Below are 22225 nucleotides of genomic sequence, written 5' to 3' on the forward strand. Positions count from 1 at the left end.
CTGTGGCATTGACTCCGGACGAAATCTCCGCCATCGACGCCAAACACGTCTGGCACCCATACGGTGGATTTCCCGCAAGTACCGAACCGCTGGTCGTCGCGAGCGCGGCGGGCACCAGGCTCACCCTCGCCGACGGTCGCGAGCTGGTGGACGGCATGAGCTCCTGGTGGGCGGCCATCCACGGCTACCGCCACCCCGTGCTGGACGCGGCGCTGGCCGAACAGGCGAAGAAGATGAGCCACGTGATGTTCGGCGGGCTCACCCACGAACCGGCGGCCCGGCTCACCGAACTGCTCGTCGAGCTCACGCCCGCCGGACTGGACAAGGTCTTCCTCTGCGACTCGGGTTCGGTCTCGGTCGAGGTCGCGGTGAAAATGTGCCTGCAATATTGGCGTTCGCTCGGCGAGTCCGGCAAGCGGCGGATGCTCACCTGGCGCGGCGGCTACCACGGCGACACCTTCACCCCGATGAGCGTCTGCGATCCGCAGGGCGGCATGCACTCGCTGTGGACCGACATCCTGGCCGAACAGGTTTTCGTGCCGCGGCCGCCGCGCGATTTCGACGAGGCGTATGTCGCGGAGCTGGAGCGGGCCTTCGCGGCGCACGCGCACGAACTCGCGGGCGTCATCGTCGAGCCGATCGTGCAGGGCGCGGGCGGAATGCGCTGGCATCACCCGCATTACCTGAACGAGCTGCGCAGGCTGTGCGACGAGCACCGGGTGCTGCTGGTATTCGACGAGATCGCCACCGGATTCGGCCGCACCGGAACGCTTTTCGCGGCCGACAGCGCCCGGGTGAGTCCGGACGTGATGTGTGTCGGCAAGGCCATCACGGGCGGATATCTGTCGCTGGCCGCCGCGCTGTGCACATCGCGGATCGCCGAAACCATCAGCGCCGGGCACGGCGGCCTGATGCACGGGCCGACGTTCATGGGTAATCCGCTCGCCTGCGCGGTCGCCGTCGCCTCGATAGAGCTACTGCGACAACGGGATTGGCGCGCCGAGGTGGCGCGCATCGAATCGGAGCTCACCGTGGGGCTCGAGCCGGTGCGCGACCTACCCGGCGTGGCGGACGTGCGGGTGCTCAGCGCGATCGGGGTGGTGGAGCTGGACCGTCCCGTCGATATGCGGGTGGCCACCGAAGCCCTTGTCGCCGAAGGGGTTTGGCTGCGGCCCTTCCGGAATCTGATCTACACGATGCCGCCGTTCGTCAGCGATTCGGCGGATATCGCCACCATCGCCCGCGGCATATCCGCGGCGGTCCGAGCAGTGGGGATGTCATCTTGAACGATGTTCAAGTAGGCTGCCGAGCTGTGACTATGGATCCGCTGAGCTGGTTGGATGAGCGCGCGGCCGAGCGCAGGACCGCCGGGCTGCGCCGGGAACTGCGGCCGCGCCGCGCCGAAACGCCGTCGATCGACCTGGCCTCCAACGACTATCTGGGGCTGGTGCGGCATCCGGAGGTGATCGCGGGCGCGATCGCCGCCGTACACCGCTGGGGTGTGGGTTCGACGGGATCGCGCCTGGTCACCGGCACCACCACCGAACACGAACTGCTCGAGCGCGAACTCGCCGATTTCGTCGGGGCCGAGGCCGGGCTGGTCTTCGCCTCCGGCTACGCCGCCAACCTCGGCGCGGTGACCGCGCTGGCCGGGCGCGGCGCGCTGGTCGTATCCGATGCGGGCAGCCATGCCTCGCTGGTGGACGCCTGCCGGTTGTCCAGGGCGCGGGTCGAGATCGCGCCGCACCGCGATGTCGCGGCCGTCGACCGGATGCTGGCCGCGCGCACCGAGGAGCGGGCGCTGGTGTTGACCGATTCGGTATTCAGCGCCGACGGCGACCTGGCGCCGCTGGCCGACCTGCACCGGGTGGTGCGGGCGAACGGCGCGGTGCTCGTCGTCGACGAGGCACACGGGCTCGGCGTGCGCGGCAGCGGCGGGCGCGGGCTGGTGCACGAGGCGGGCCTGGCCGGTGAACCGGACTTGGTGATCACCGCGACACTGTCGAAAGCCCTTGCCGCACAAGGCGGTGTCGTGCTGGCGGATGCCCGGGTGCGTGCGCACCTGATCGACGCGGCCCGCACCTTCATCTTCGACACCGGTCTGGCCCCGGCCGCGGTCGGCGCGGCGCGGGCGGCGCTGCGGCTGCTGCGCCGAGACCCGGGCATGGCGGGGCGGGTGCTGGACAGGGCGGCCGAGATCGCGCGCATCGCCGGTGTGGCACAGCCGGATTCGGCGGTGGTCTCGGTGGTGCTCGGCGAGGCGCAGGTCGCCTACGATGCCGCGCAGGCCTGCCGGGCCAAGGGTCTGGACGTCGGCTGTTTCCGGCCGCCGTCGGTGCCCGAAGGCACGTCGCGGCTGCGGCTCACCGCGCGGGCGAATCTCACCGACAGTGAAATCGACACCATCGCAACGGTTTTGAATGAAGTGCTGGCCTCGGCCCGCGGATTGGATGTGGTGCACGCATGAGTTTGCTGTTCGTCACCGGAACCTCGACCGAGGTCGGCAAGACGGTGGTCACCGCGGCGGTGGCGGCCGCCGCGCGCGCGGCCGGGCGATCCGTCGCCGTCTGCAAACCCGCGCAAACCGGTGTCGCGCCCGGAGAACCCGGCGATCTGGCGGAGATCGAACGGCTCACCGGGATCGGCGGCGGCTTGGAACTCGCCCGGTATCCCGAACCGCTCGCGCCGGACACCGCAGCGCGTCGCGCGGGGATGCGCGAGCTGACCTTGGCCGAAACAGCCTCGGCCATCGCGGAATTCGATACCTTCGACCTGACCCTGGTCGAGGGCGCGGGTGGGTTGCTGGTGCGACTGGGCGATTTCACGCTGCTGGATCTGGCACGCAAGCTCGACGCGCCAGTGCTTTTGGTGGTCGCCTCCGGTCTCGGGACGTTGAATAACAGTGAGTTGACCACACGGGCACTGGAATTCGCGGGGGTGCGGTGCGCGGGGCTGGTGATCGGGTCTTGGCCTGCCGCACCGGATCTGGCATCGGAATGCAACCGGGACGATCTGCCGCGGGTTACCGGGGTGCCGGTTGTCGGGTCCATTCCGGAGGGCGTCGGGGCGTGGGACCGGGAGCGGTTCACCGCCGCCGCACCGGGATGGATCGCACCCGGTTGGCTGCCGTAGGGGCTCGATCTACCTCGCCGAGAGCCGTTCGCCGAGTTTGGCGCTGTTGAGCTCGATCCAGGCTTGTTCATCGCCGGGGGCGGGCAGGATCACCCCCGCCTCCATAACGGAGGTCGGGTCGACCTCGTTCAGCCCGACGATGAGCGTCGTCGGATCTTGGCCCGTCAGGGAAGTCCATGCCTCGGATAATTTCGTGAGCAGTTCGGTACGCACTTTATGATCACGGCCCGCTCGAATTGTGCCGTTGATCACGGTGCATCTGTTCGGCTTACCGGCGGTGAAATAGGCTTCCGGATCGTACTCGACAAACAGGACGTTGACGAATCCGCGCGGGGCGTCGGTCAGGGAAGTGTGCACGTCGGTAATGGCTTCCGCCAGCTCGGTCCGTGTGTCGGCATCCAGTGATCCCGCGGGAACCAGGCATTGATAGAACGGCATTTCAATCCTCCTCTATTAGTTCGCTGTTCGTGTGCGTCCTCGTCGGCCGCCGCGGCGAGGGACCTGAACCTGTTACTGAATCCACGGTATGACGGGCCGGTGCGGCGTGGAATGTCCAATCGGATCCGACAGCATGACCAGCGTGATAACACCGAGCTACGCTGGCGGATGTGGAGATTCATCACCTACGCTACTTCCTTGCGGTGGCACGGGAACTAAACTTCACGAGGGCGGCGCAGGAATTCCATATGGCGGTGCCCCCGCTGAGTCAACGCATCAAAGCGTTGGAAGCGGAGCTGGGACAACAACTTTTCGATCGATCCACCCATCATGTCCGGCTGACGCCGGCGGGCGAACGGTTGCTTCCGTGGGCGAGGCAGCTCATTGCCGACTTCGATGCCCTGCCCTGCCCTCCCGCGCCGCCCCCGACCCGGCGACGGATATCGCACGCCTGGCCATACCGGAGGTTGTCGACGGCGCGCTGCGCCGCAAGCTGGCGGCCGCCGCGACCGATGCCGGTGTCGACATCGACGTATCCCAGATGACTTCGGCGGACATGTCACACCAGCTGACGGACGGCAAAATCGACTTGGCGCTCTCCTATTCGGACGCCGCGGATCAGCCACAGCTCACCGCCGTAACCGTGGCAACGCAACGACTGGGCATCGTGACAGACGTCAATAATTTCCCCGGGCGCAGCACGCTGACGCTGGCCGATCTACGCGATTATCTCTACATACGCGGACCGGCCCATTGGGAATTCCCCCAGGTTCGGGCCGCCATCGAAACGCTGCGACGAGCCGGAGTACGCGATAAACCCGGCCGGCGATTCAACGGTATAACCAGTATCCTCGTCGGCTTGCGTCAGACCCGGGGAATCACGCTCTGCCCGATATCCGCCGATCTGCTCAATGTCGGCGATCCACCCGAATTCGTAATAATTCCGATCGAAGATCTCGTGGTCGACCTCGAGGTGTTTCTTTTATGGCGAACCGATAATTCACACGGTGAGTCCGTGGCACGCAGACTGCTGCGGAATATGAATTCGATCGAGAATCGACCCGATGACCGGACATTCCGCACCTGAGACGATTGTGCTCCGGGCCGTCGGGTCAGTCGGTCGGCAGATCGGGTAGTTCGACGGTGCTGAGTTGTCGTGCTTCGGCAGGGTCGATTCCCGTGGCGCGCAGGACGAGTTCGGCGGTGGCGGATCCGGCGGTGCGCCAGGTTTGGTGGCCGTCCAGGACCATCCACATCGCGCTGATGGTGGCGCCGAGGACGAGCGAGATGACGGTGGGGATTTCCGCGGCCGTGATGGCGTAGCGGCCTGCCTCGACGCCGGCGTGAATGTCTGCGGCGGGCGGGCCCGTCATCATAATGCGCAGCGATTCGGCGGTGAGTCCGAATTTCACGGCGAATCGGCCCAATTGCGGGTGGTCGTGGGCGTAACGCACCCAGAGCCGGATGCCGGTGGCCAGCCGTGCAGCCGGATCGTCGATATCGGCGAAGGTTTTGGCGACGCGACGATGCATGTTCTCGCCGAGGTCGGCGACGACGCGTTCGAACAGCGTGTCCATCGAGCCGATATTGCGGTAGAGGGTGCCTCGCGCGACGTTGGCTTCCTGGGCCAGTTCGCTCAGAGTGACGCTGTCGGTGCCTTTTTCGGTGAATAGGCGCACTGCGGCGGCACGTATCCGTTGGTCGGTCGGAGTTGTCATCACCGTCCCTGTCTGCCCGTCATGACCGTACCCCGTGAAGGTACAACCATGTCCAATTTCCGGCTGAAACATACCTCATTGGACACGTTTGACTTATATTGAACATAGATGTTCAATCGATGTGGGTACCGCGATGGAAGGACATCGGATGAGTACTGTGACCACGGACATCGAGCAGGTACCGGTGCTGATCGCCGGTGGGGGTCCGGTCGGACTCGTGCTCGCGTTGACCCTGGCGCGACACGGGGTGGCGGCGATGCTGGTGGAGCGCAATCCGTCGACGACAACCCATCCGAAGATGGACATCACCAACGGCCGCAGCATGGAGTTGTTCCGTCAGTTGGGCGTGGCCGATGAAATACGCGAAGTCGCTGTGCCGGAGGATCATTCGTTCGATGTGTCATGGGTGACCAAGCTGAGCGGATGGGAGCTGGCGCGGTTTCGTTATCCGACGGTCGCCGAGCGGCGCGCGCTCATTCGTGAGCGTAACGACGGCACCATGGCCCTGGAGCCACCGATGCGGGCCTCGCAGGCGCTGCTCGAACCGGCATTGAAGGCGATTCTGCAAACCCGCGCCGGGATCGATATCCGCTACGGCTGGGGGCTGCGGTCGTTTATCCAGGACGCCGATGGTGTCGATGCGGTCATCGGCTGCTCGGCGACCGGGCGGACCCGCCGGGTCCGCGCGCAGTATCTGGCGGGTTGTGACGGCGCGGGAAGCGTTGTGCGTCGCGAACTCGGTATCGGGCTCGATGACATCGAGCTGCGTCTGCTCGCGGTGCGCGAGCTCGGGCTGCGGCATCTGGTGCCCGCGGCGATCCGCGCGTTCGTCGGCGAGCGGAAGCCACCGATGGACGGACGGGTATATCTGATTCATTTCACCTCACCGGACAGAGCTCTGCTCGAGCGATTCGGCCAGGTCTGGCGCACCCAGTCGCCGGAGGGTTGGACACTGATCTCACAGAACGACCGCGACACCTGGACGCTGCACACCCCGATCGGTGCCGGTGTGAACGCCGAGGGGATCGATCCCGAGCAGTTCTTGTTCGCGCGGCTGGGTATGCGGTTCGACTGCAGGATAATCCTGGCCAACGCGTGGCGGCCGCGGTTGTCGCTGGCCGATAGTTACGGGCGCGGGCGGGTGTGGCTGGCCGGTGACGCCGCGCACCAGGTGGTGCCCGCCGGCGGGTATGGCATGAACACCGGTGTCGGTGATGCAGCAGGTTTGGGTTGGGCGCTGGCCGCGGTCCTACAGGGCTGGGGTGGCCGGGATCTGTTGCCGGCCTACGGGATCGAGCGTCGTGCGGTCGCGATACGTAATCGGAAGGCATCGGCGCGGCACACCCTGGTGCGGCTGGCGATCGGAACCGCGTACCGCCGGGCGGTTCACGATCAGGGCTGGTCCGGTGACCGGTCCCGCCACCGCCTCGGCCGCGAGATCCTCGACCTGGGCAACCTCGAAAACGAGGCAGACGGTATCGAATTCGGCTATCGCTACGACAGCTCGCCGATCATCTGCACCGAACCGCAACCACCCACCGTAGACCTTCCGCACCGCTACACCCCCGGCACACGGCCGGGGGCGCGGCCACCGAGTGTGTTCCTGCCCGACGGCACGGCGCTGTTCGACATGTTCGGGCTGGGTTTCACCCTGCTGCGATTCAACGACAACCTGGATGTGCGGGCTTGGGTGACCGCGGCCGCCGACCGTGGCATGCCGCTGACCGTCCGCGATGTCCGCGACGAGCACACTCGCCGCCTCTACGAACGCGACCTGGTCCTCATCCGGCCCGATCACCATGTCGCCTGGCGCGGCACTGCCTCCCCGGAGCGGCCCGACCGGATTCTCGACCGCGTCCGCGGCGCCGACCCCGCAGGGACGAAGGGCCTGCGCCTGGTCGAGTCCGTGAGCCGAATTCGCAAGTCGGGCACCGTCATACCGATCACCCGCACCATGGAGGGCTCGCCGTGATGAATATCTGGCTCTGGGTACTGCAAAGCGTGCTCGCAGCCGTCTTCGCGGCCGCCGGACTGTACAAACTCCTCGCGCCGCGCGCCGCGCTCGCCGACAATCTCGGCGACTGGGTGAACGCGGTGCCCGCCCCGGTCGTCAAATCGCTGGGGCTGGTGGAAGCGCTCGGCGCGATCGGGTTGATCGCGCCCGCCATCACCGGGATCGCGCCGATCCTCACGCCGATCGCTGCCGTCGGCGTCGGTGTTGTCATGATGGGTGCGATCGCCGTGCACGCCCGCCGCGGCGAGTACGTCCAGATAGAGGGCAACTTTGTGCTGGCCGTGATGGCGGTGGCCGTGGCCTGGGGGCGGTTCGGCCCTTATGCGTTCTGATCGCTGGAAGGAAGGCGCACAGATGAGTGATATCGCCGGAGCCCACACCGATCTGCACAGCGAGCAGGGCGCGCGCAAGGGTGAACACCCGGGCCGGTCCCGCAATCCGGTGATCAAGGTGCGTGACATCGCGTGGCTGGAATTCGACAAGCCCGACCTCGCGCGGGCCGAGGCGTTCGCCAACGCCTTCGGTTTCGCCACCGCCGCACGAACCGACAGCGAACTGCGGTTGCGGGGCGCCGATCCCGGCGCACCCTGTGCGATCGTCCATCGCGGCGATACCCGCTTCCGCGGAGTGGCCTTCACCGCCGCCGCGGACTCCGACCTGTTGCGGCTGGCCGATGCCACCGGCGGCCGGACCCGGCGGCTGCCGGAGTCGATCGGCGGGATGAGCGTCGATCTCGTGGACCCGAGCGGCATGCCGGTGCGTGTCGTCGCCGGAACACACCCGTTGCCAGCGCTGACGGCGCAGCGAGCGCACACCTTCAACGCAGGTCACGACGTGAGCCGTATCAACACCACACAGCGGCCGCCACGAGTACCGACCACGGTGCAGCGGCTCGGGCACGTGGTGCTGCAGAGCACCCGATACCTCGCGGCGCTCAACTGGTATCTCGACACCCTCGGGATGATCGTCAGCGACTTCCTGTTCTTTCCCGGCCAGCGCGACCGCGGCCCGGCGATGAGTTTCCTGCGCTGCGACCGCGGCGCCACCCCGGCCGATCACCACACCCTCGCCCTTGCCCTGGGGCCGGCGAACCGGTATCTGCATTCGGCCTATCAGGTGTCCGACATCGACGCGCTGGCCGCGGGCGGTGAATACCTGAAAGACCATGGCTACCAACGCTCCTGGGGCATCGGCCGCCATATTCAGGGCAGCCAGATCTTCGATTACTGGCGCGACCCCGACGGCCTGCTCGTCGAGCACTTCACCGACGGCGACATGTTCGACAACACCCTCGAACCCGGCTGGGCGCCGTTCACCGCTTCCGGTCTGGCCCAGTGGGGTCCACCCGCCACCCGTGACTTCCTCGGCACCACCCCCCACCATCTGCGCGACGAAGCCCGTTCGGTGCTCACGGCGCTGACCGCGAACAACGAATTCGACCTGTATCGCCTCCGCGGATTGTTGAAAGTCGCCACCTCATGACCATCTCCATCCTGCGCACCGCCGACGCCTGGTGGGTCGATACGCCCGCGGGCGCACTCGAAATCGACACCACCGCGACGACAACCGCCGACCTGCTGGCCGATCGCGCCGCGATCGCCGCCGCCCGCACCGCCGACCCCGTGCCCGTGGCCGGCCTCGAGTGGCGGTCACCGGTCACCACGCCGTGCCGGGTAGTCGCCCAGATGACGAATTACACCTCGCATGTCATCGACGCCGGGATGAACCCGAAAACCGTGCCACTGACCTTCTTTCGCAAGTCCTCGGCATCGATCACCGGTCCGTTCGACCGGATCGTCAAACCTCCGCACGTCCGGCTGCTCGACTACGAGGTCGAGATCGGGCTGGTCATCGGCCGCGACATCCCCGTCGGCACAACGATCACCGAATCGAATTTGGCCGACTACGTCGCCGGCCTCGTGGTCACCAATGACATCTCCGCCCGCGACATTCAGCTACCCCAGACCCAGTTCTACGAAGCGAAGTCCTATCCCAGCTTCACGCCGGTCGGACCGGCGCTGGTCCTGCTGTCCGGTGATGAGTTCGAACGGTTCGACGATCTGCGGCTACAACTGCGCGTCAACGGCGAACTGCGCCAAAACTCCCTTGTCGGCGCCGACATCATTTACCACCCGCTACAGGCATTGCAGTCACTCAGCCGTTTCCAAGACCTCGCCGCCGGTGACTTGATCCTTACCGGCACACCCGCAGGCACTGCGCTGAGCGCGCCCCCCAAACCGGTCGAAATCCTCGCCGCCCTCATGCCACCGGCGGTGAAATGGAAAGCGTTCGTCAAGCGCCAGGCCCGCAAGCTCGATTACCTGCAGCACGGTGATGTCGTGGAATCCCGGATCGGCACCGACGATGGTGCCATCGACCTCGGCACCCAACGCAACACCGTCACCTACACATGAGCACGTGCCCGGCGCGCGCCTGAGTTTCCCGAAGTCTCTACTACAGACTGTCGTTACGTCGTAGGATCGGGGAGACGATACCGCGAGAAGTAAAGGGGAGCGCGGAAGTGAGAGCGCTGAAAAGGCTTTGGCACTATCTGAAGGCGTTCGGGAGTGCGCGGCGCAACCGAACCGATCTGGCCGGATGGTTGATTCGCAGGCCGCAGGTGTTGATCGGCACCATGGTGTACGAAACCGTGCTGATGTTTTCCAACCGGCTCGAGCCGCGGCTCAAGGAGTTGGCCGAGCTGAAGGTGGCCGGGTTGGTGAATTGCGAATTCTGCCTGGATATCGGTTCGGCCCTGGCGAATTCGGCCGGGCTGTCCGAGCGCCAGATCACCGACCTGCCGAAATACAAATCCAGCGACGCATACAGCGAGCTCGAGAAACTGGTGCTCGCCTACGCCGAAGCGGCCACCGCCACCCCACCACCCCTCGATATCGCGGACCTGCGCACCGAACTGCTCACCCACCTGTCCAAGGGCCAACTCGCCGAGCTGGCCGCCACCATCGCCTGGGAGAATCAGCGAGCCCGCCTGAACCAGGCTCTCGGCGTCCGCCCCACCGGCATGGCCGACGGTATGGCCTGCGCCCTCCCGGAACCACGCAGCGCTTAATCCGTAACGGGCGCAGCGTCCATCGATCCGGTTATCGGGAAATTACCCGAAACTGATGGCGGGCCAACCGATTTCGGTGGTCGGCGACCATACGCTTGTGTGCGGAATCTGCACCCGCAGCCATTCCATACCCGTACCGGAGGGTCAGGCGATGGGTCGGTCCGTTGCGAAACGAGCGGTGATAGTCGGCTGCGCAACGCTTTTCGCGTTCGGTCCGGAAGCGATCCCGGTGGCGGCCGCGGGCCCGCCCGCCGGGATAGCACCGAATGATCTGGTGACGGCGCTGTCCCGCGATCTTGCGCTGACCTTTCCGGAATATTTGCAACGCGCCGACACCGCCCAGCGACTGGCCGAATTCGAAAGAACCGCGCGCGCAAGCTATCCGACGGTCGTGCGGGGCGTGCACCTCGACAAGGCCGGACGCCCGGTCGTGACGCTCACCGGCGGATCCTCGAGCGATGCGGCACGCGCTGCCACCGAGGCCGCGGGGTTCACCGTCGAAACAGCGTCCCAGAATTCGGCGGCAGGCGCGGACGCCACCCCGATCGCCGACGATGTCGCGGCGGCCAGCGACGAAATGCCAAGCCCCGTAGCGGCTTCCGAGCCCGAAGTGCTGGGCGGGACCTACTTCTACACCATCCGTGACCGGATAGTTTCCCGCTTCTGTGTGACGGCCTTCAACGGCACCGACCGAGACGGCAACGCCATCGCCATCACCGGCACCCATTGCGATCGGACCGGGCCGCCGGACCCGCCGGGCACCCCGTTCATCCCGATACCCGCACCACCCGATGCCCCTCCTGACCCCAATGTGGCCTGGGTATTACCGGCCACAGCCGGGCAGTTCGCCACCTCCCCGCTCGGTCCCCGGATCGGGATCCTGCGTACCCCACCGATCGATGTGCCGCTCGATTACGGGATCCTGCGCCTCGATGAAGCGGTCGGAAATCGCTTCCGCAACAACCTCATCGGAGTCGGCACGGGCACATCGATAGCGATCGACGGTATCGCGGACCCCGTAGTCGGCGCACCCATTTGCAGAGCCAGCCCGATCTCCGGATTCACCTGCGGCACAGTGACAAAGGTAGATGTCAATCCAGCGCGCCGCCGATCACCCGGGCGAAATCTCGAGCACGTAGCCGCTGCGACGGTCGGCTTTCTGACGCTGCCCGGCGATTTGGGCTCACCGGTCATCAGCGGAACCAAAGCGCTGGGTATCGTTTCCATAAACTCGGGGGCCACCAGCAACAATATCGTCATTCAGCCGATTCGTCCGGTGCTGGAGGCAAACCCCGGGCTGACATTGTTCACGCGCGAAGAACGTTGAGCCGGACCGAATCCCGCTGATCACGGCTTGCGGTTCTGGAGTTCCGATTCCAGTGTGGCAACGTCGTGTTCGACCGTGACGATATTCCGGACAGTCCGGTACCCGATCTGGTGGTTGACCCGGATCATCTGGCTGTTGGTGGTGGCCGACGAGGTGATGATCCACTTCAGCCGCGGTTTGTCGGCCACCACCCACCGCACCATCCGAGCCTTCATGCACCGGCCCAGCCCGTGCCCGCGGTGCTCGGCCAGCACTGCGGTATCGCCCTGGCGCGCCTGATCCGAATTATGCGGGTACAGCATCAATTCCGTGATGCCCGCCACCGCGCCGGTTTCCTCGGACACCGCGACGACCACCCGCGTCTCTATGCCCATCTCCCGAAGGTGGGCCTCCTCCTGGCGCACCCGCCCTGCCGTCCAATCCGGGATCTGATATCCCATCAGGTCCCAGCCCGGCAGGTCGAGGATCGCGCCCTTCGCGTGCGCATATGACGTCACCAACTTCTCGGGTGCGGCACCTATCCAGCGTTCCAGCCGGTATCCGGGAGGCGTGTCCACCTCCCATATCGACGAGTCCACCTCCGCGAACACCAGCCGCTGCGACACGGCGGAGTGCACTTGCCGGAATCCCAATGAGGCGGCCCAGAGAGCACCGGCACCACCCTGTGGCACCGCCCAGCCCTGTATCAGCCTCCGCCCGTCAGCGCGCAATGCCGACACGACGGTCGCCAGCAATCCGGTGCCGATTCTCCGGCGACGGAACTCGGGATGCACCATGATCTCGGTTATCCCGAGATGGGTATTCTCCGCGCCGAGGAATCCGACCCTGGCGAATCCGACCAGCCTGCCTGCCGCGTGCGCTGCCCAGTATCTCGGTGGCCGGTAGGCGGCCGGTGGATTCTGCAAATCCCCGACGGCGGTCGCGCGGTCCATGGGCGGCTGATCCGGCTTGTCCAGCGCAGAGCTGGCCAGCACGAGGCGGTGATAGTCGGCGAGATCCGCATCGCTCGCCTGGTTCGCGTCGAACTCGCTGATTTCCGCACTTGCCTTCACAAGGTCCCCCCATATTTCCGACCGACCCTGAATTTGAATGGTGGCCAAAGGATTACGGCTGCCATTCATAATACGACGCGACCGCGGGTTGGCCGGTGTAACCGGGTCCGGCCCGATCGTCGGCACCTAGGTAGGTGGCCGGGAAGCGTATGGATCGCGGGCCGCGGCTCGAAATGCGGTGGCGGCGGCGGTCATACGTCAGATCTGCCGCACGCAGTACGGCCAGTACCCGGCTGGCCGCCGAGGAACCGTCCGCGTGCCGGATGGTGTCCGGGTCGAAATCGGCGGTGAAAGTGCCATGTGGGGCAAGCCAACTCACCATGGCTGCGAGCAGTGCGAGTTTGTCGCCGATGTAATGCAATCCGTGTACGCAGGTGACCAGGTCGGCGGGCCCGTCCGGGTGCCAGGTCGTGGCTGGGGTCGTGCTGAAGCGAAGCCGGGACGTGCGCGGCGGGGCCAGGTAGTAGTCGACGAGATCGACTCCGAGCAACCGCACGTCGGCGTCGGGCAGTTCACTCGCGAAGCGCTCCTCGGCCGTCAGTAGTGCCCGCCCGGATCCGCAGCACACGTCGATCCAGGTCACTGTGGAAGCCGGTGCGGCGCAATTGGTTTCGACGAGCCGCTGATAAGGGTCGAAGCCGAGTTCCTTGGCGTAGCTGTTCGGTCCGGACAGCCCGCGGCCGCGGTTCATCGCGTTGTTCGCGACGACCGATGATCGTTCGAGCGCGGCATCGTCGAGCAGGCGGCGGGAATCGGGCGGCACCCCACCATCTTTGCGCCGATTCGACGGTGGCGGGCGGAATCGGAGCACCGTCAGCGGATGACGTCGTCGGCGCGGGGTTCGATGGTGGAGGGCGGCACCAGATTCCAGTGTTCGAGTTGTTTGCGGATCTGTTCGGCGGCGTCGATATTGAGTGGGCCGCTGGTCCACATGGCGTAGGGGAGGTTGAGGAAGCGGTTCTCGGTTACCGCGCGCAGTCGGTTGATACCCGGTTTGGCGCGCAGCAGTGCGACCTTCTCGGCGAAGGACTGGGGTGGGTAGTCGACGAACATGATGGCGTCGGGATCGGCCGCGGCAAGCCGTTCCCAGGATGTCTTCACCCAGGTGTCCGGCACGTCGGCGAGCACGTTGCGCCCGCCCGCGGCCTCCAGGATCGCCTGTGGCGCACCGTAATCGCCACTGGACATGATCGAATCGCTCGCGCTGTCGAACAGGAAGATGTTCGGGCGGCGCTCGGCCTGCGGCGCGGCGCGCAGCGCGGCCAGCCTGCGATCGAGGTCGGCGGTGAGTTCGCTGGCGCGTTCGGCGCGGCCGGTGATCGCGCCGAGGTTGGTCAGGTCGGTGCGCAGCGCGGTCCACGGCTCGACCAGCCCGCGCTGGCGCTCACCGGGGTGCTGACGGCAGCTCTCGGTAAGTACGTAGGCGGCGATTCCCTGCTTGCGCAATGTGTCCGGGGTCAGGTTCTTGGCCTCGTCGTATCCGTAGCTCCAGCCCGCGACCATGACATCCGGCCGCTGGGCAAGCACGGTCTCCAGCGACGGATACCCGGGGGCAACGGATTTCAACGCGTCGACGGCGGGACCGTAGTGCCTGCGCAGGGTTTCCGCATCGCGTTGCAGGCTCGACACCGCCGCCACGGAATCGGTCGCGCCCAGTGCGAGCGTCATCGAGATCAGGTTGCCGTCGTTGACGAACATCCGTTTGGCGACCGGAAAGCGTTGTTCCGCATCGCAATTGCGAACGGTCAGCGTGCCTGCCGCGGTCGATTGCCCGCCGCATGCGGTCAGGATCAGCGCGATGGCGAGCAGTACGGGTATGCGTTTCATGATCTGGCCTCCCGTGCCGTGATGATGAGATGGCTTGCGCCGGTATCCGGTTCGGGCACGCGCAGTGCGCGCACTCCGAAGACGGTGTCGAGCACCTCCGGTCGCAGCGCCGTCTCGGGTGGGGCGAGCGGATGGGCGGCGCCATTGTGCAGCACCAGGATCCGGTCGCAGTACCGGTCGGCCAGCGCCAGCTCGTGCAGCGCCATGACGACGGTGCGGTCGAGGTCGCGGGCCGCGGCGAGCAGTTCCAACCGGTGCGTGATGTCCAGGTGGTTGGTCGGCTCGTCCAGCAGCAGCACCGGCGTTTCCTGAATCAGGGCCCGCGCCAACAACACCCGCTGCCGCTCACCGCCGGAGAGCCGGTGCACCGGCCGGTCGGCGAAGCCGGCGAGATCGACCGCCGCCAGCGCCTCGGCCACCATCGCGCGCTCGCGCCGCGACCCCGCGCCCCACGGCGGCAGATACGGTGTGCGGCCGAGCGCGACGACCTCACCCGCGAGCAGGTCCGTCGGCGGCTGCTCGTCCTGCGCGACGAGTGCGACGGTGCGTGCCCGCTGTCTGCCCGAAAGGTCGTGCAGCACTTGACCGTTCACCAGCACTCGGCCGAGCGCCGGTTTCCGCACGCCCGCCAGGACGTGTAGCAACGTCGATTTGCCGGTGCCGTTGGGGCCGACGATGCCGATCGTCTCACCGGGCCGAATCGTGAACGACACCCCGGACAGCACGGTTCGCCGCCCGGCCGCGCAGGCCAGTCCATCCACCGTGATCTCGGCCGGTTCCGGTGCGGCACTGGAGATCATGCCGCGCCGAACCGGTACTGCCGCCGTCCCAGCAGCACCAGGAACGCGGGCGCACCGATCAACCCGGTCAGCACGCCCACCGGAATCTCGGTCGGCCGCACCAGGATTCGGGCGGCGGCATCGGCGATCACGAGGAACAACGCGCCGCAGAGCGCGCAGACCGGCAGCAGGCTCCGGTGTCGCGGCCCGACCAGCAGCCGGGTGGCGTGCGGCACCACCAACCCCACGAACCCGATGCCACCCGACACCGCGACGAGCACGCCGACCAGCACCGCGAGCAGCCCGAACAGTCCGATCCGCAGCTCACGCACCGGAACCCCCACCGCCGCAGCGGTATCCGCGCCGAGATGCAGCGCGTCGAGCCAGCCACCGGCCAGGCACAGCGTCGCCGCGCTCACCGCGACAACGCCGAGCGGCAGCGCGATCCGCGTCCAGTCCGCGCCCGACAGGCTGCCGAGCAGCCAGAACAGCACCGATTGCGCGGCGGCCGGATCGGCGCTGCGGAAAATCAGATAGCTGCTGAACGCCGCGAAGGCCGAGCCGAGGACGGTGCCGGTGAGCACCAGCCGCAGCGGCGTCAAACCGCCCTGCGCGACGGCGATCAGGAATACCAGCGCCGCCGCCGCGAACGCCCCCACCAGCGCGCCGCCGGACAGCGCCCACACCTCAGCGCTCGCGAACAAGCCGGTGGTGATCACCGCCGCCGCACCGACGCCGGCGCCGGAGGACACCCCGAGCAGATACGGATCGGCCAGCGGATTGCGCACCAGTGTCTGCATGGCCGCACCGGCCAGTGCCAGACCCGCGCCGACGATCGCCGCGAGCACGGTGCGCGGCACCCGCAGCTGCCACACGATGGTGTCCAGTCCGGGATCGGCGGGTGTGCGGCCGGTCAACCGATGCGCGAGCACGTCGACGACGGATCGGACGGGCAGGGTTTCGGCGCCGAATCCGGTGGCGGCCACCATCGCGGCGATCAGCAGCAGCGCCAGCACGGTCAGGGCGATCGATGTCCGGACGCGGATCATCGCGGCTCCACAGGCAAATCGCGGCCTTTCGAGTTCGTTTCGGCGGGGGAGGTCTGACTTTCGCCCGTGGGCGATCACAGTGGCGCGACCGTTCCGGATTCGAACCGGATTCCCGCACCCGCCGATAATGACGCCCGAACTCTACCGGCCGGTTGGATTTCCGCGACACACCGGGGGCTTTTGGCGAGCTCTCCGACCCATCCATACCCTGAAGACATGTTGCCGATGGACGAGCGGCACCCGTCCACCGTCAGCGATTGGGATGACGCGCGTCGCCGGGCCCGCCTGCGGGAAACCCGCATCGGACACGATTGGCACCGGTTGCGCCGCACCCGACTGGCACTACTGCGGGTTGCCGCGCTGATGCTGGCCGTGCTCATCGTGGTCGGCTACTACTGGACCGCCGACGTCAACCCGGAGCGGGAACGCCTGGCCCGCACCCGGCCGTCCATCATCGCCGTCAACACGCCCGCCGATCCGAAGAACTGGGATACGGTCGTCGTCGATATGGTCGGGCTCGGAAATCTCGACGCCACCAGTACGGCCGCGGCCCTGCCCGCACTCGACCAGATCGGGATGGTGTGGGCGATCCGCTACGACAATCAAGGTATCGACACCAAGGTCATCGCCGACCTGATCGTCCGTGCCGCCGAGCAGGCGGCGCTGAAAAACATTGTGCTGATGGGCCACAGCATGGGTGGGGTGATCGCGCTGGAGGTGGCCAAGCACATCCGCAACGAGAGCGATCGCAGGCTGGTCGGCGTCATGCTGGACTGCACGCCGGTGGACCTGAACGCGGTGCGCCCGGAGAGTCGCAGCGCGGGAGAGGATCTGGTGCGCTGGGCGGGTTGGCTGCCCGGCGCGCGGGAGAGCCGGCTGCTGCGGATACTCGCGGAAACCTATGCGCGCCGCGACCGTTTCCTGGGCGTGAGCCCGGAAGGCTTGCCCGACATCGGGTTTCGCGCGCTGCGCGATGTCGAGGTGGAGATACTGCGGGATAAGATCCTGTCCCGCGACGTGGCGAGCAACGGCCTGATCGAGGCCCAGTTCGCCGCCATCGTGGCGGGCGGCGCGGCGGACGACCTGCGCTCGCTCGCCCGCCCGCTGGACGGAAAGCCGCGCCCCGCAATCATTTTCATCCGCCCGCGGGATCCGGACCGGGATATGGTGGTGGACGACGAATACTCACACCGGGTGCTGATCGATATCTCCGGCGGGGTGAACGGCACCCTGCTCGTGGCATTCACCAGGACCGGGGGTCACGCCAACCCGATCTCGCGTCCGGTGGAGTACAACGACATCATCGAGAATCAGATCCTGCCGTTCGTCCAGCGGTATCAGCTGCAAATGCGGAACGCGAGCGGCAACGCGGCCGGACCGCACTGAATTCAGCGCACCCGCTCGCCGAGCAGATGCCGCACACCGGCGATGAACAGCTGCAACCCGAAATCGAAACGTGCGGTGGCATCGGGTGTTTCGTACAGCGGCGAGGCATCCTCGGTGAGGGCGCCCGCGGAGTCCATCTGCATCCGCGACTGCTCGTCGACCGTCTGGCCGAGCACGTAGTACAGCACCGTGAATCCGGCCAGCTCCGCCTCGTGGCGCGGCATTCCGGCGCGAATCGCCGCGCCCACCAAGCGTTCTCGGCCCTTGCTCGTGGTCAGCCTGGAGGCGTAGGTGGCCGAGACCAGTTCGGCGCCGTCGCGGTAGGCGAGCAGGCAGCCGCGCAGCCGATGTGCGAGTTCGCCGATCTGGCCGGACCATTCGGTCGCGGTGACCGGATCCTCCATCGGCGCGAGTATCTTGTCGGCCACCGCGCCGAGCAGCGCCTGTTTATTCGGGAAATGCCAATACAGCGCCCCCGGCTGCACCTGGAGCGATCCGGCGAGCCTGCGCATGGTCAGATCGGCGAGCCCGTACTGGTCGAGGATGGCGATGGCGCCGTCGACGACGTCGGCCCTGTGCAGCTGCACCCGAACTCCTCCGCTCCCTGATCGCCGCGTGCGCGATCGTGTTTTGACTCACTGTGGACGCTACCCTAGCCTGAACGCTGTTCAAGTTTCACGGCAGCGCTGTTGAATGAAACGGCCCAGAAGGGATTCGCGCAGTGACCCAGGCACCCGTCCACACCGACATTCTGGCGGTCGCCCGCGAGCAGGTGCTAGAGCAGGGCGTCGGATTGACCATGGAGCAGACCCTCGAGGTGCTCCGGCTCACCGACGACCGGCTGGCGGATCTGCTGGCGTTGGCGCACGAGGTGCGCATGAAGTGGTGCGGTCCCGAGGTCGAGGTCGAGGGCATCATCAGCCTCAAGACCGGCGGCTGCCCGGAGGACTGCCACTTCTGCTCGCAGTCCGGGTTGTTCCAGTCCCCGGTGCGCGCGGCCTGGCTCGATATCCCGAGTCTGGTGGAGGCGGCCAAGCAGACCGCCAAGACCGGCGCCACCGAATTCTGCATCGTCGCCGCCGTGCGCGGGCCGGACGAGCGGCTGATGGCTCAGGTCGCGGCGGGCGTCGAGGCGATTCGCAACGAGGTCGACATTCAGGTCGCCTGCTCGCTCGGCATGCTCACCCAGGAACAGGTCGACCAACTCGCCGCGATGGGCGTGCACCGCTACAACCACAACCTGGAAACCGCGAAATCGCATTTCCCGAATGTGGTCACCACGCACACCTGGGAGGAGCGCTGGGACACCCTGCGCATGGTGCGCGAGGCCGGTATGGAGGTGTGCTGCGGCGGCATCCTCGGCATGGGCGAGAGCCTGGAGCAGCGGGCCGAATTCGCTTCGCAGCTGGCCGAATTGGCGCCCGACGAGGTGCCGCTGAACTTCCTGAACCCGCGGCCGGGCACCCCCTTCGGCGATTTGGAGGTGCTGCCCGCGGCGGAGGCGTTGAAGGCCGTGGCCGCCTTCCGGCTCGCGCTGCCGCGGACCATTCTGCGCTTCGCGGGCGGGCGCGAGATCACCCTCGGCGACCTCGGCGCGAAGCAGGGCATCCTCGGCGGCATCAACGCCGTCATCGTCGGCAACTACCTGACGACGCTCGGCCGCCCCGCCGAAAAGGATCTGGATCTGCTCGGCGAACTGAAAATGCCGATCAAGGCGCTCAACGAAACGCTGTGAATTCCGGTGCCATGAGTACTGTCATGGGTATGGACGAGCGCTACAACCCGTTCACCGGCAAACGGATCGAGCAAGGGCTCGAGAATCCGGTCCCCACCGCCGCCGCGCTGGGACTGGAACCGCCGCGCTACTGCGAACACTGCGGCAGGCGGATGATCGTGCAGGTACACCCCGAGGGGTGGTGGGCCAAATGCTCCCGGCACGGCGTAATCGATTCGGCCGGACTGGAATTGCGCTAGTGGGGGCGCGCGAGGTACGAGCGGGAGTTTTCATCGTCGGCGCGATCCTGCTGGCCAGTGCGGTCGGCGGGGCGCTGTGGGGCTGGTTGGCGCCCGCCGAACAATTCCTCGTCGTCGAGCCGGGACGCGGCGCGGCGCTGACGGGGGAGAGCGTGCATCAATTCGACGCGGTGGCCGTCTTCCTGCTGATCGGCGCGGTCACCGGGTTCCTGTCCGCCGCGGCGGCGTGGCGCTGGCGCGGCGCGCGTGGGCCGGTCATGCAGCTCGCGCTGCTCGTCGGCTCGTTCGCGGGCGCGGTGGTGATGGGGAAATTCGGCGAGCAGGTGGCGCAGTGGCTGCATCAGCGGCCGCACGATCCGGCCGTCGGCCAGATCGTTTCGCTACCGCCGGAATTGGGCACATGGCCGGCGTATCTGATTCAGCCGCTGGTGGTCTCGCTGGTGGTGTTCTTCCTCGCCGTGCTCAGCCCGACCGAGGATCTGGGCACCGGGAACTACCGCTGGTTCGGCGACCCTGAAAGTCCGGACGCCGCAGGCACTTACGAACCTTATCCGGTGTACACCCCGTACGGCCCGGTGGGCGATGCCGGGGTGAACACCGGAACCGATTCTCGCTGAACCGCTTCGGTCGCGTTCAGCGGAACGGCGGTTCGTCGAAGGTGCGCAGCTTGCGGGAATGCAGCCGGTCGCCCTCCGCGCGAAGCAATTCCACCGCGTTGATGCCGATCTGGAGATGTTGCGAGATCGCGCCCTCATAGAACCGGTTGGCCTGACCGGGCAGTTTGATCTCGCCGTGCAATGGTTTGTCCGATACGCACAGCAGCGTCCCGTACGGCACCCGGAATCGGTAGCCCTGCGCGGCGACGGTGGCGCTCTCCATATCGATCGCCACCGCCCGGCTGAGGCTGAACCGCAGCGCGGACGCGGAATAGCGCAGCTCCCAGTTGCGGTCGTCGGTGGTCACCACGGTGCCGGTGCGCAGCCGCCGCTTGACCTCCGCGCCGGGTAAACCACTCGCCGCCTTCGTCGCGTCGTACAGGGCGCGCTGCACCTCGGCGATATTGGGAATCGGAATGTCCGGCGGCAGTACCGAATCCAGCACGTGGTCGTCGCGCAGGTAGGCGTGCGCCAGCACATAGTCGCCGATCGCCTGGCTCTCCCGCAGCCCGGCGCAGTGGCCGATCATCAGCCAGGCGTGCGGGCGCAGCACCGCGAGATGGTCGCAGATGGTTTTCGCATTGGACGGCCCGACGCCGATATTCACCAGCGTGATACCGCGTTTGCCCGGCGCCATCAGATGCCATGCGGGCATCTGATGCTTCTGCCAGCCGAGATCGCCTGGTACATCGGTGTTTTCGGCGGTGATGACGCCGCCGCCCGCGCAGGACAGCGCATCGTATGGGCTGTCCGGATCGGCGATGCGCTCGCAGGCCCAGCGCACGAATTCGTCGACATAGCGGTTGTAGTTGGTGAACAGCACGAACGGCTGGAAATGTTCGACCGGCGTCCCGGTGTAGTGGCGCAGCCGGGCCAGCGAGAAATCGGTGCGCAGCGCGTCGAAGTGGTTGAGCGGGAACAGATCTCCCGAATTGAATATGCCGTCGGCGGTCTCGTCGCCGATATTCGCCAGGTCGGTGGTCGGGAAGTGCCGCGCGATGGCGGCGCTCAGCGACCGGTCCGGTACCAGCGAATCGTCGATGACGTACGGGAACGGAATCTCCTGCCGCGAGGGCAGCACCTCGATCCGCACCCGGTAGTCCCGTTCGATCGTCGCCAACTGTTCGGCCAGGTAGGAGCGGAACAGGTCAGGGCGGGTGACGGTCGTCGCGTAGCTGCCGGGGCGGGTGAATCGGCCCCATGCGCGCGATCTGTTCTTCGGCTGTTCCGCCCCATCCCAGCTCAGGCGCAGTTCCGGATAGACGAACAGTCCAGCGGCCCGCGCGCTCGGGTCCGGCGGGGTGCCGTGTTCGACGAATTCGGCCAGCGCCTGACGCAATGCGGCGATCGATTGCCGGTACAGCCGGTCGAGGGCGTCCAGCGCTTCGGCTCCGGTCAGCGCGGTGGGCACGGTGGCTCCTTCGGGTCGTTCGAAGTACTAGTCGGTCTGATTCGACCCTATGCGGGTCGCATCGCCGACGCACACCCGTTCGGCTTCGGCCCGAAAATAGGTGGAGAGTCCGGGAATGCCCGGTTATCCTGATCCGTTCTATATTCGGGAAATCCGGAACGGGGAGGTCCGATGGTCAAGGTGAGTGAGCGCGCGCCGAGCGGTGCGACGCTCGAAAATCCAACGGAGCGCGCCGATCTCACCGCCTGGCGGCGGCGGGACGCGCTGCGGCGCAGCAGTGCGGCCCAGCCGCTGCCGAACAAACGGCGGTATCGGCGGGGGAGTAAGCATCGCAAGGCGGCGTTGGAGGCATGAGGGCCCGGTCCGGAGGGACCGGGCCTTTTACGTTGTGG

Annotated in this window: 24 protein-coding genes, 1 pseudogene and 1 riboswitch; of the genes and pseudogenes, 16 read left to right on the forward strand and 9 right to left on the reverse strand. The window is 66.8% G+C overall.

Annotated features, from left to right (window positions below; all coding sequences use genetic code 11):
• Positions 1-2: 2 nt before the first annotated feature.
• Genes F5544_RS15815 through bioD form a run of 3 tightly spaced genes read left to right on the forward strand, consistent with a single transcriptional unit; the run spans position 3 to position 3132 of the window.
• Positions 3-1286 carry an adenosylmethionine--8-amino-7-oxononanoate transaminase gene (locus F5544_RS15815; protein ID WP_167473897.1) on the forward strand — a complete coding sequence of 428 codons (1284 nt, stop codon included), beginning with the start codon at positions 3-5 and terminating at the stop codon, positions 1284-1286.
• Between the two features lie 32 nt (positions 1287-1318).
• Entirely contained in the window at positions 1319-2467 is a 1149-nt protein-coding gene (locus F5544_RS15820) for an 8-amino-7-oxononanoate synthase (protein WP_167479235.1), read from the forward strand.
• Positions 2464-3132 carry a dethiobiotin synthase gene (gene bioD / locus F5544_RS15825; RefSeq protein ID WP_167473898.1) on the forward strand — a complete coding sequence of 223 codons (669 nt, stop codon included), beginning with the start codon at positions 2464-2466 and terminating at the stop codon, positions 3130-3132. Before F5544_RS15820 ends, bioD begins: the two co-directional genes overlap by 4 nt.
• A gap of 9 nt (positions 3133-3141) precedes the next feature.
• Here the strand turns inward: bioD and F5544_RS15830 are convergent, their stop codons facing one another.
• Positions 3142-3570, reverse strand: a complete 429-nt coding sequence (locus F5544_RS15830) for a tautomerase family protein (protein ID WP_167473899.1) — start codon at positions 3568-3570, stop codon at positions 3142-3144.
• A 203-nt stretch (positions 3571-3773) separates the two neighbouring features.
• Here F5544_RS15830 and F5544_RS47560 point away from each other — a divergent pair.
• Together F5544_RS47560 and F5544_RS45965 are read left to right on the forward strand one after the other, a co-directional pair.
• Positions 3774-3866, forward strand: a pseudogene (locus F5544_RS47560) (helix-turn-helix domain-containing protein); the annotation flags it as partial.
• A gap of 71 nt (positions 3867-3937) precedes the next feature.
• Entirely contained in the window at positions 3938-4657 is a 720-nt protein-coding gene (locus F5544_RS45965; RefSeq protein WP_238847265.1) for a LysR family transcriptional regulator substrate-binding protein, read from the forward strand.
• 25 nt (positions 4658-4682) lie between these two features.
• Here F5544_RS45965 and F5544_RS15840 read toward each other — a convergent pair whose 3' ends face one another.
• Positions 4683-5288 carry a TetR/AcrR family transcriptional regulator gene (locus F5544_RS15840; protein ID WP_167473900.1) on the reverse strand — a complete coding sequence of 202 codons (606 nt, stop codon included), beginning with the start codon at positions 5286-5288 and terminating at the stop codon, positions 4683-4685.
• Between the two features lie 148 nt (positions 5289-5436).
• Between F5544_RS15840 and F5544_RS15845 the strand changes: the two genes are divergently transcribed.
• The 6 genes from F5544_RS15845 to F5544_RS15870 all read left to right on the forward strand — a co-directional run bounded on the left by F5544_RS15845 (position 5437) and on the right by F5544_RS15870 (position 11699).
• Entirely contained in the window at positions 5437-7260 is a 1824-nt protein-coding gene (locus tag F5544_RS15845) for an FAD-dependent monooxygenase (protein ID WP_167473901.1), read from the forward strand.
• A complete protein-coding gene (locus F5544_RS15850) occupies positions 7260-7634 on the forward strand; it encodes a DoxX family protein (RefSeq protein ID WP_167473902.1) in 375 nt (124 codons plus the stop codon). Before F5544_RS15845 ends, F5544_RS15850 begins: the two co-directional genes overlap by 1 nt.
• Before the next feature lie 22 nt (positions 7635-7656).
• Positions 7657-8784, forward strand: coding sequence for a VOC family protein (locus F5544_RS15855; RefSeq protein ID WP_167473903.1), 1128 nt, complete (start codon positions 7657-7659; stop codon positions 8782-8784).
• A complete protein-coding gene (locus F5544_RS15860; protein WP_167473904.1) occupies positions 8781-9716 on the forward strand; it encodes a fumarylacetoacetate hydrolase family protein in 936 nt (311 codons plus the stop codon). The genes F5544_RS15855 and F5544_RS15860 overlap by 4 nt, the downstream gene beginning before the upstream one ends.
• Positions 9717-9823: 107 nt before the next feature.
• Complete coding sequence (locus tag F5544_RS15865; RefSeq protein ID WP_167473905.1) at positions 9824-10372, forward strand: carboxymuconolactone decarboxylase family protein; 549 nt, start codon at positions 9824-9826, stop codon at positions 10370-10372.
• 430 nt (positions 10373-10802) lie between these two features.
• Positions 10803-11699: a S1 family peptidase gene (locus F5544_RS15870; RefSeq protein ID WP_167473906.1), complete on the forward strand. Its 897-nt coding sequence runs from the start codon at positions 10803-10805 to the stop codon at positions 11697-11699.
• Between the two features lie 20 nt (positions 11700-11719).
• On the opposite strand, the gene F5544_RS15875 is transcribed toward F5544_RS15870, so the two are convergent.
• Genes F5544_RS15875 through F5544_RS15895 form a run of 5 tightly spaced genes read right to left on the reverse strand, consistent with a single transcriptional unit; the run spans position 11720 to position 16406 of the window.
• Entirely contained in the window at positions 11720-12751 is a 1032-nt protein-coding gene (locus tag F5544_RS15875) for a GNAT family N-acetyltransferase (RefSeq protein ID WP_167473907.1), read from the reverse strand.
• Positions 12752-12803: 52 nt separating this feature from the next.
• A complete protein-coding gene (locus tag F5544_RS15880) occupies positions 12804-13514 on the reverse strand; it encodes a class I SAM-dependent methyltransferase (RefSeq protein WP_238847266.1) in 711 nt (236 codons plus the stop codon).
• Positions 13515-13564: 50 nt separating this feature from the next.
• On the reverse strand, positions 13565-14578 hold the full coding sequence (locus F5544_RS15885; protein WP_167473908.1) for an ABC transporter substrate-binding protein: 1014 nt from the start codon (positions 14576-14578) through the stop codon (positions 13565-13567).
• Positions 14575-15378 (reverse strand): ABC transporter ATP-binding protein, encoded by an 804-nt coding sequence (locus F5544_RS15890; protein ID WP_167473909.1) that lies wholly within the window; start codon positions 15376-15378, stop codon positions 14575-14577. The genes F5544_RS15885 and F5544_RS15890 overlap by 4 nt, the downstream gene beginning before the upstream one ends.
• Complete coding sequence (locus tag F5544_RS15895) at positions 15375-16406, reverse strand: FecCD family ABC transporter permease (RefSeq protein WP_167473910.1); 1032 nt, start codon at positions 16404-16406, stop codon at positions 15375-15377. Before F5544_RS15895 ends, F5544_RS15890 begins: the two co-directional genes overlap by 4 nt.
• Before the next feature lie 16 nt (positions 16407-16422).
• Positions 16423-16546, reverse strand: a riboswitch (adenosylcobalamin (AdoCbl) riboswitch).
• 76 nt (positions 16547-16622) lie between these two features.
• Between F5544_RS15895 and F5544_RS15900 the strand changes: the two genes are divergently transcribed.
• Positions 16623-17792, forward strand: coding sequence for an alpha/beta fold hydrolase (locus F5544_RS15900; RefSeq protein WP_167473911.1), 1170 nt, complete (start codon positions 16623-16625; stop codon positions 17790-17792).
• A 2-nt stretch (positions 17793-17794) separates the two neighbouring features.
• Here the strand turns inward: F5544_RS15900 and F5544_RS15905 are convergent, their stop codons facing one another.
• Entirely contained in the window at positions 17795-18379 is a 585-nt protein-coding gene (locus F5544_RS15905; RefSeq protein ID WP_167473912.1) for a TetR/AcrR family transcriptional regulator C-terminal domain-containing protein, read from the reverse strand.
• Positions 18380-18513: 134 nt separating this feature from the next.
• Between F5544_RS15905 and bioB the strand changes: the two genes are divergently transcribed.
• The 3 genes from bioB to F5544_RS15920 are packed head-to-tail and all read left to right on the forward strand — an operon-like array spanning position 18514 to position 20383.
• Positions 18514-19527 (forward strand): biotin synthase BioB, encoded by a 1014-nt coding sequence (bioB, locus tag F5544_RS15910; protein WP_167473913.1) that lies wholly within the window; start codon positions 18514-18516, stop codon positions 19525-19527.
• A gap of 11 nt (positions 19528-19538) precedes the next feature.
• The gene (locus tag F5544_RS15915) at positions 19539-19766 is read left to right on the forward strand and encodes a hypothetical protein (RefSeq protein ID WP_167473914.1); all 228 of its coding nucleotides are present in this window, start codon (positions 19539-19541) and stop codon (positions 19764-19766) included.
• Positions 19766-20383, forward strand: a complete 618-nt coding sequence (locus tag F5544_RS15920) for a DUF2567 domain-containing protein (RefSeq protein ID WP_238847267.1) — start codon at positions 19766-19768, stop codon at positions 20381-20383. The genes F5544_RS15915 and F5544_RS15920 overlap by 1 nt, the downstream gene beginning before the upstream one ends.
• Positions 20384-20399: 16 nt before the next feature.
• On the opposite strand, the gene F5544_RS15925 is transcribed toward F5544_RS15920, so the two are convergent.
• Positions 20400-21833 carry an AMP nucleosidase gene (locus F5544_RS15925; protein ID WP_167473916.1) on the reverse strand — a complete coding sequence of 478 codons (1434 nt, stop codon included), beginning with the start codon at positions 21831-21833 and terminating at the stop codon, positions 20400-20402.
• A gap of 171 nt (positions 21834-22004) precedes the next feature.
• Between F5544_RS15925 and F5544_RS15930 the strand changes: the two genes are divergently transcribed.
• On the forward strand, positions 22005-22187 hold the full coding sequence (locus F5544_RS15930) for a hypothetical protein (RefSeq protein ID WP_167473917.1): 183 nt from the start codon (positions 22005-22007) through the stop codon (positions 22185-22187).
• The last annotated feature ends 38 nt before the right edge of the window (positions 22188-22225 follow it).

It is taken from the genome of Nocardia arthritidis, from assembly GCF_011801145.1.
Classification (GTDB): domain Bacteria; phylum Actinomycetota; class Actinomycetes; order Mycobacteriales; family Mycobacteriaceae; genus Nocardia; species Nocardia arthritidis_A.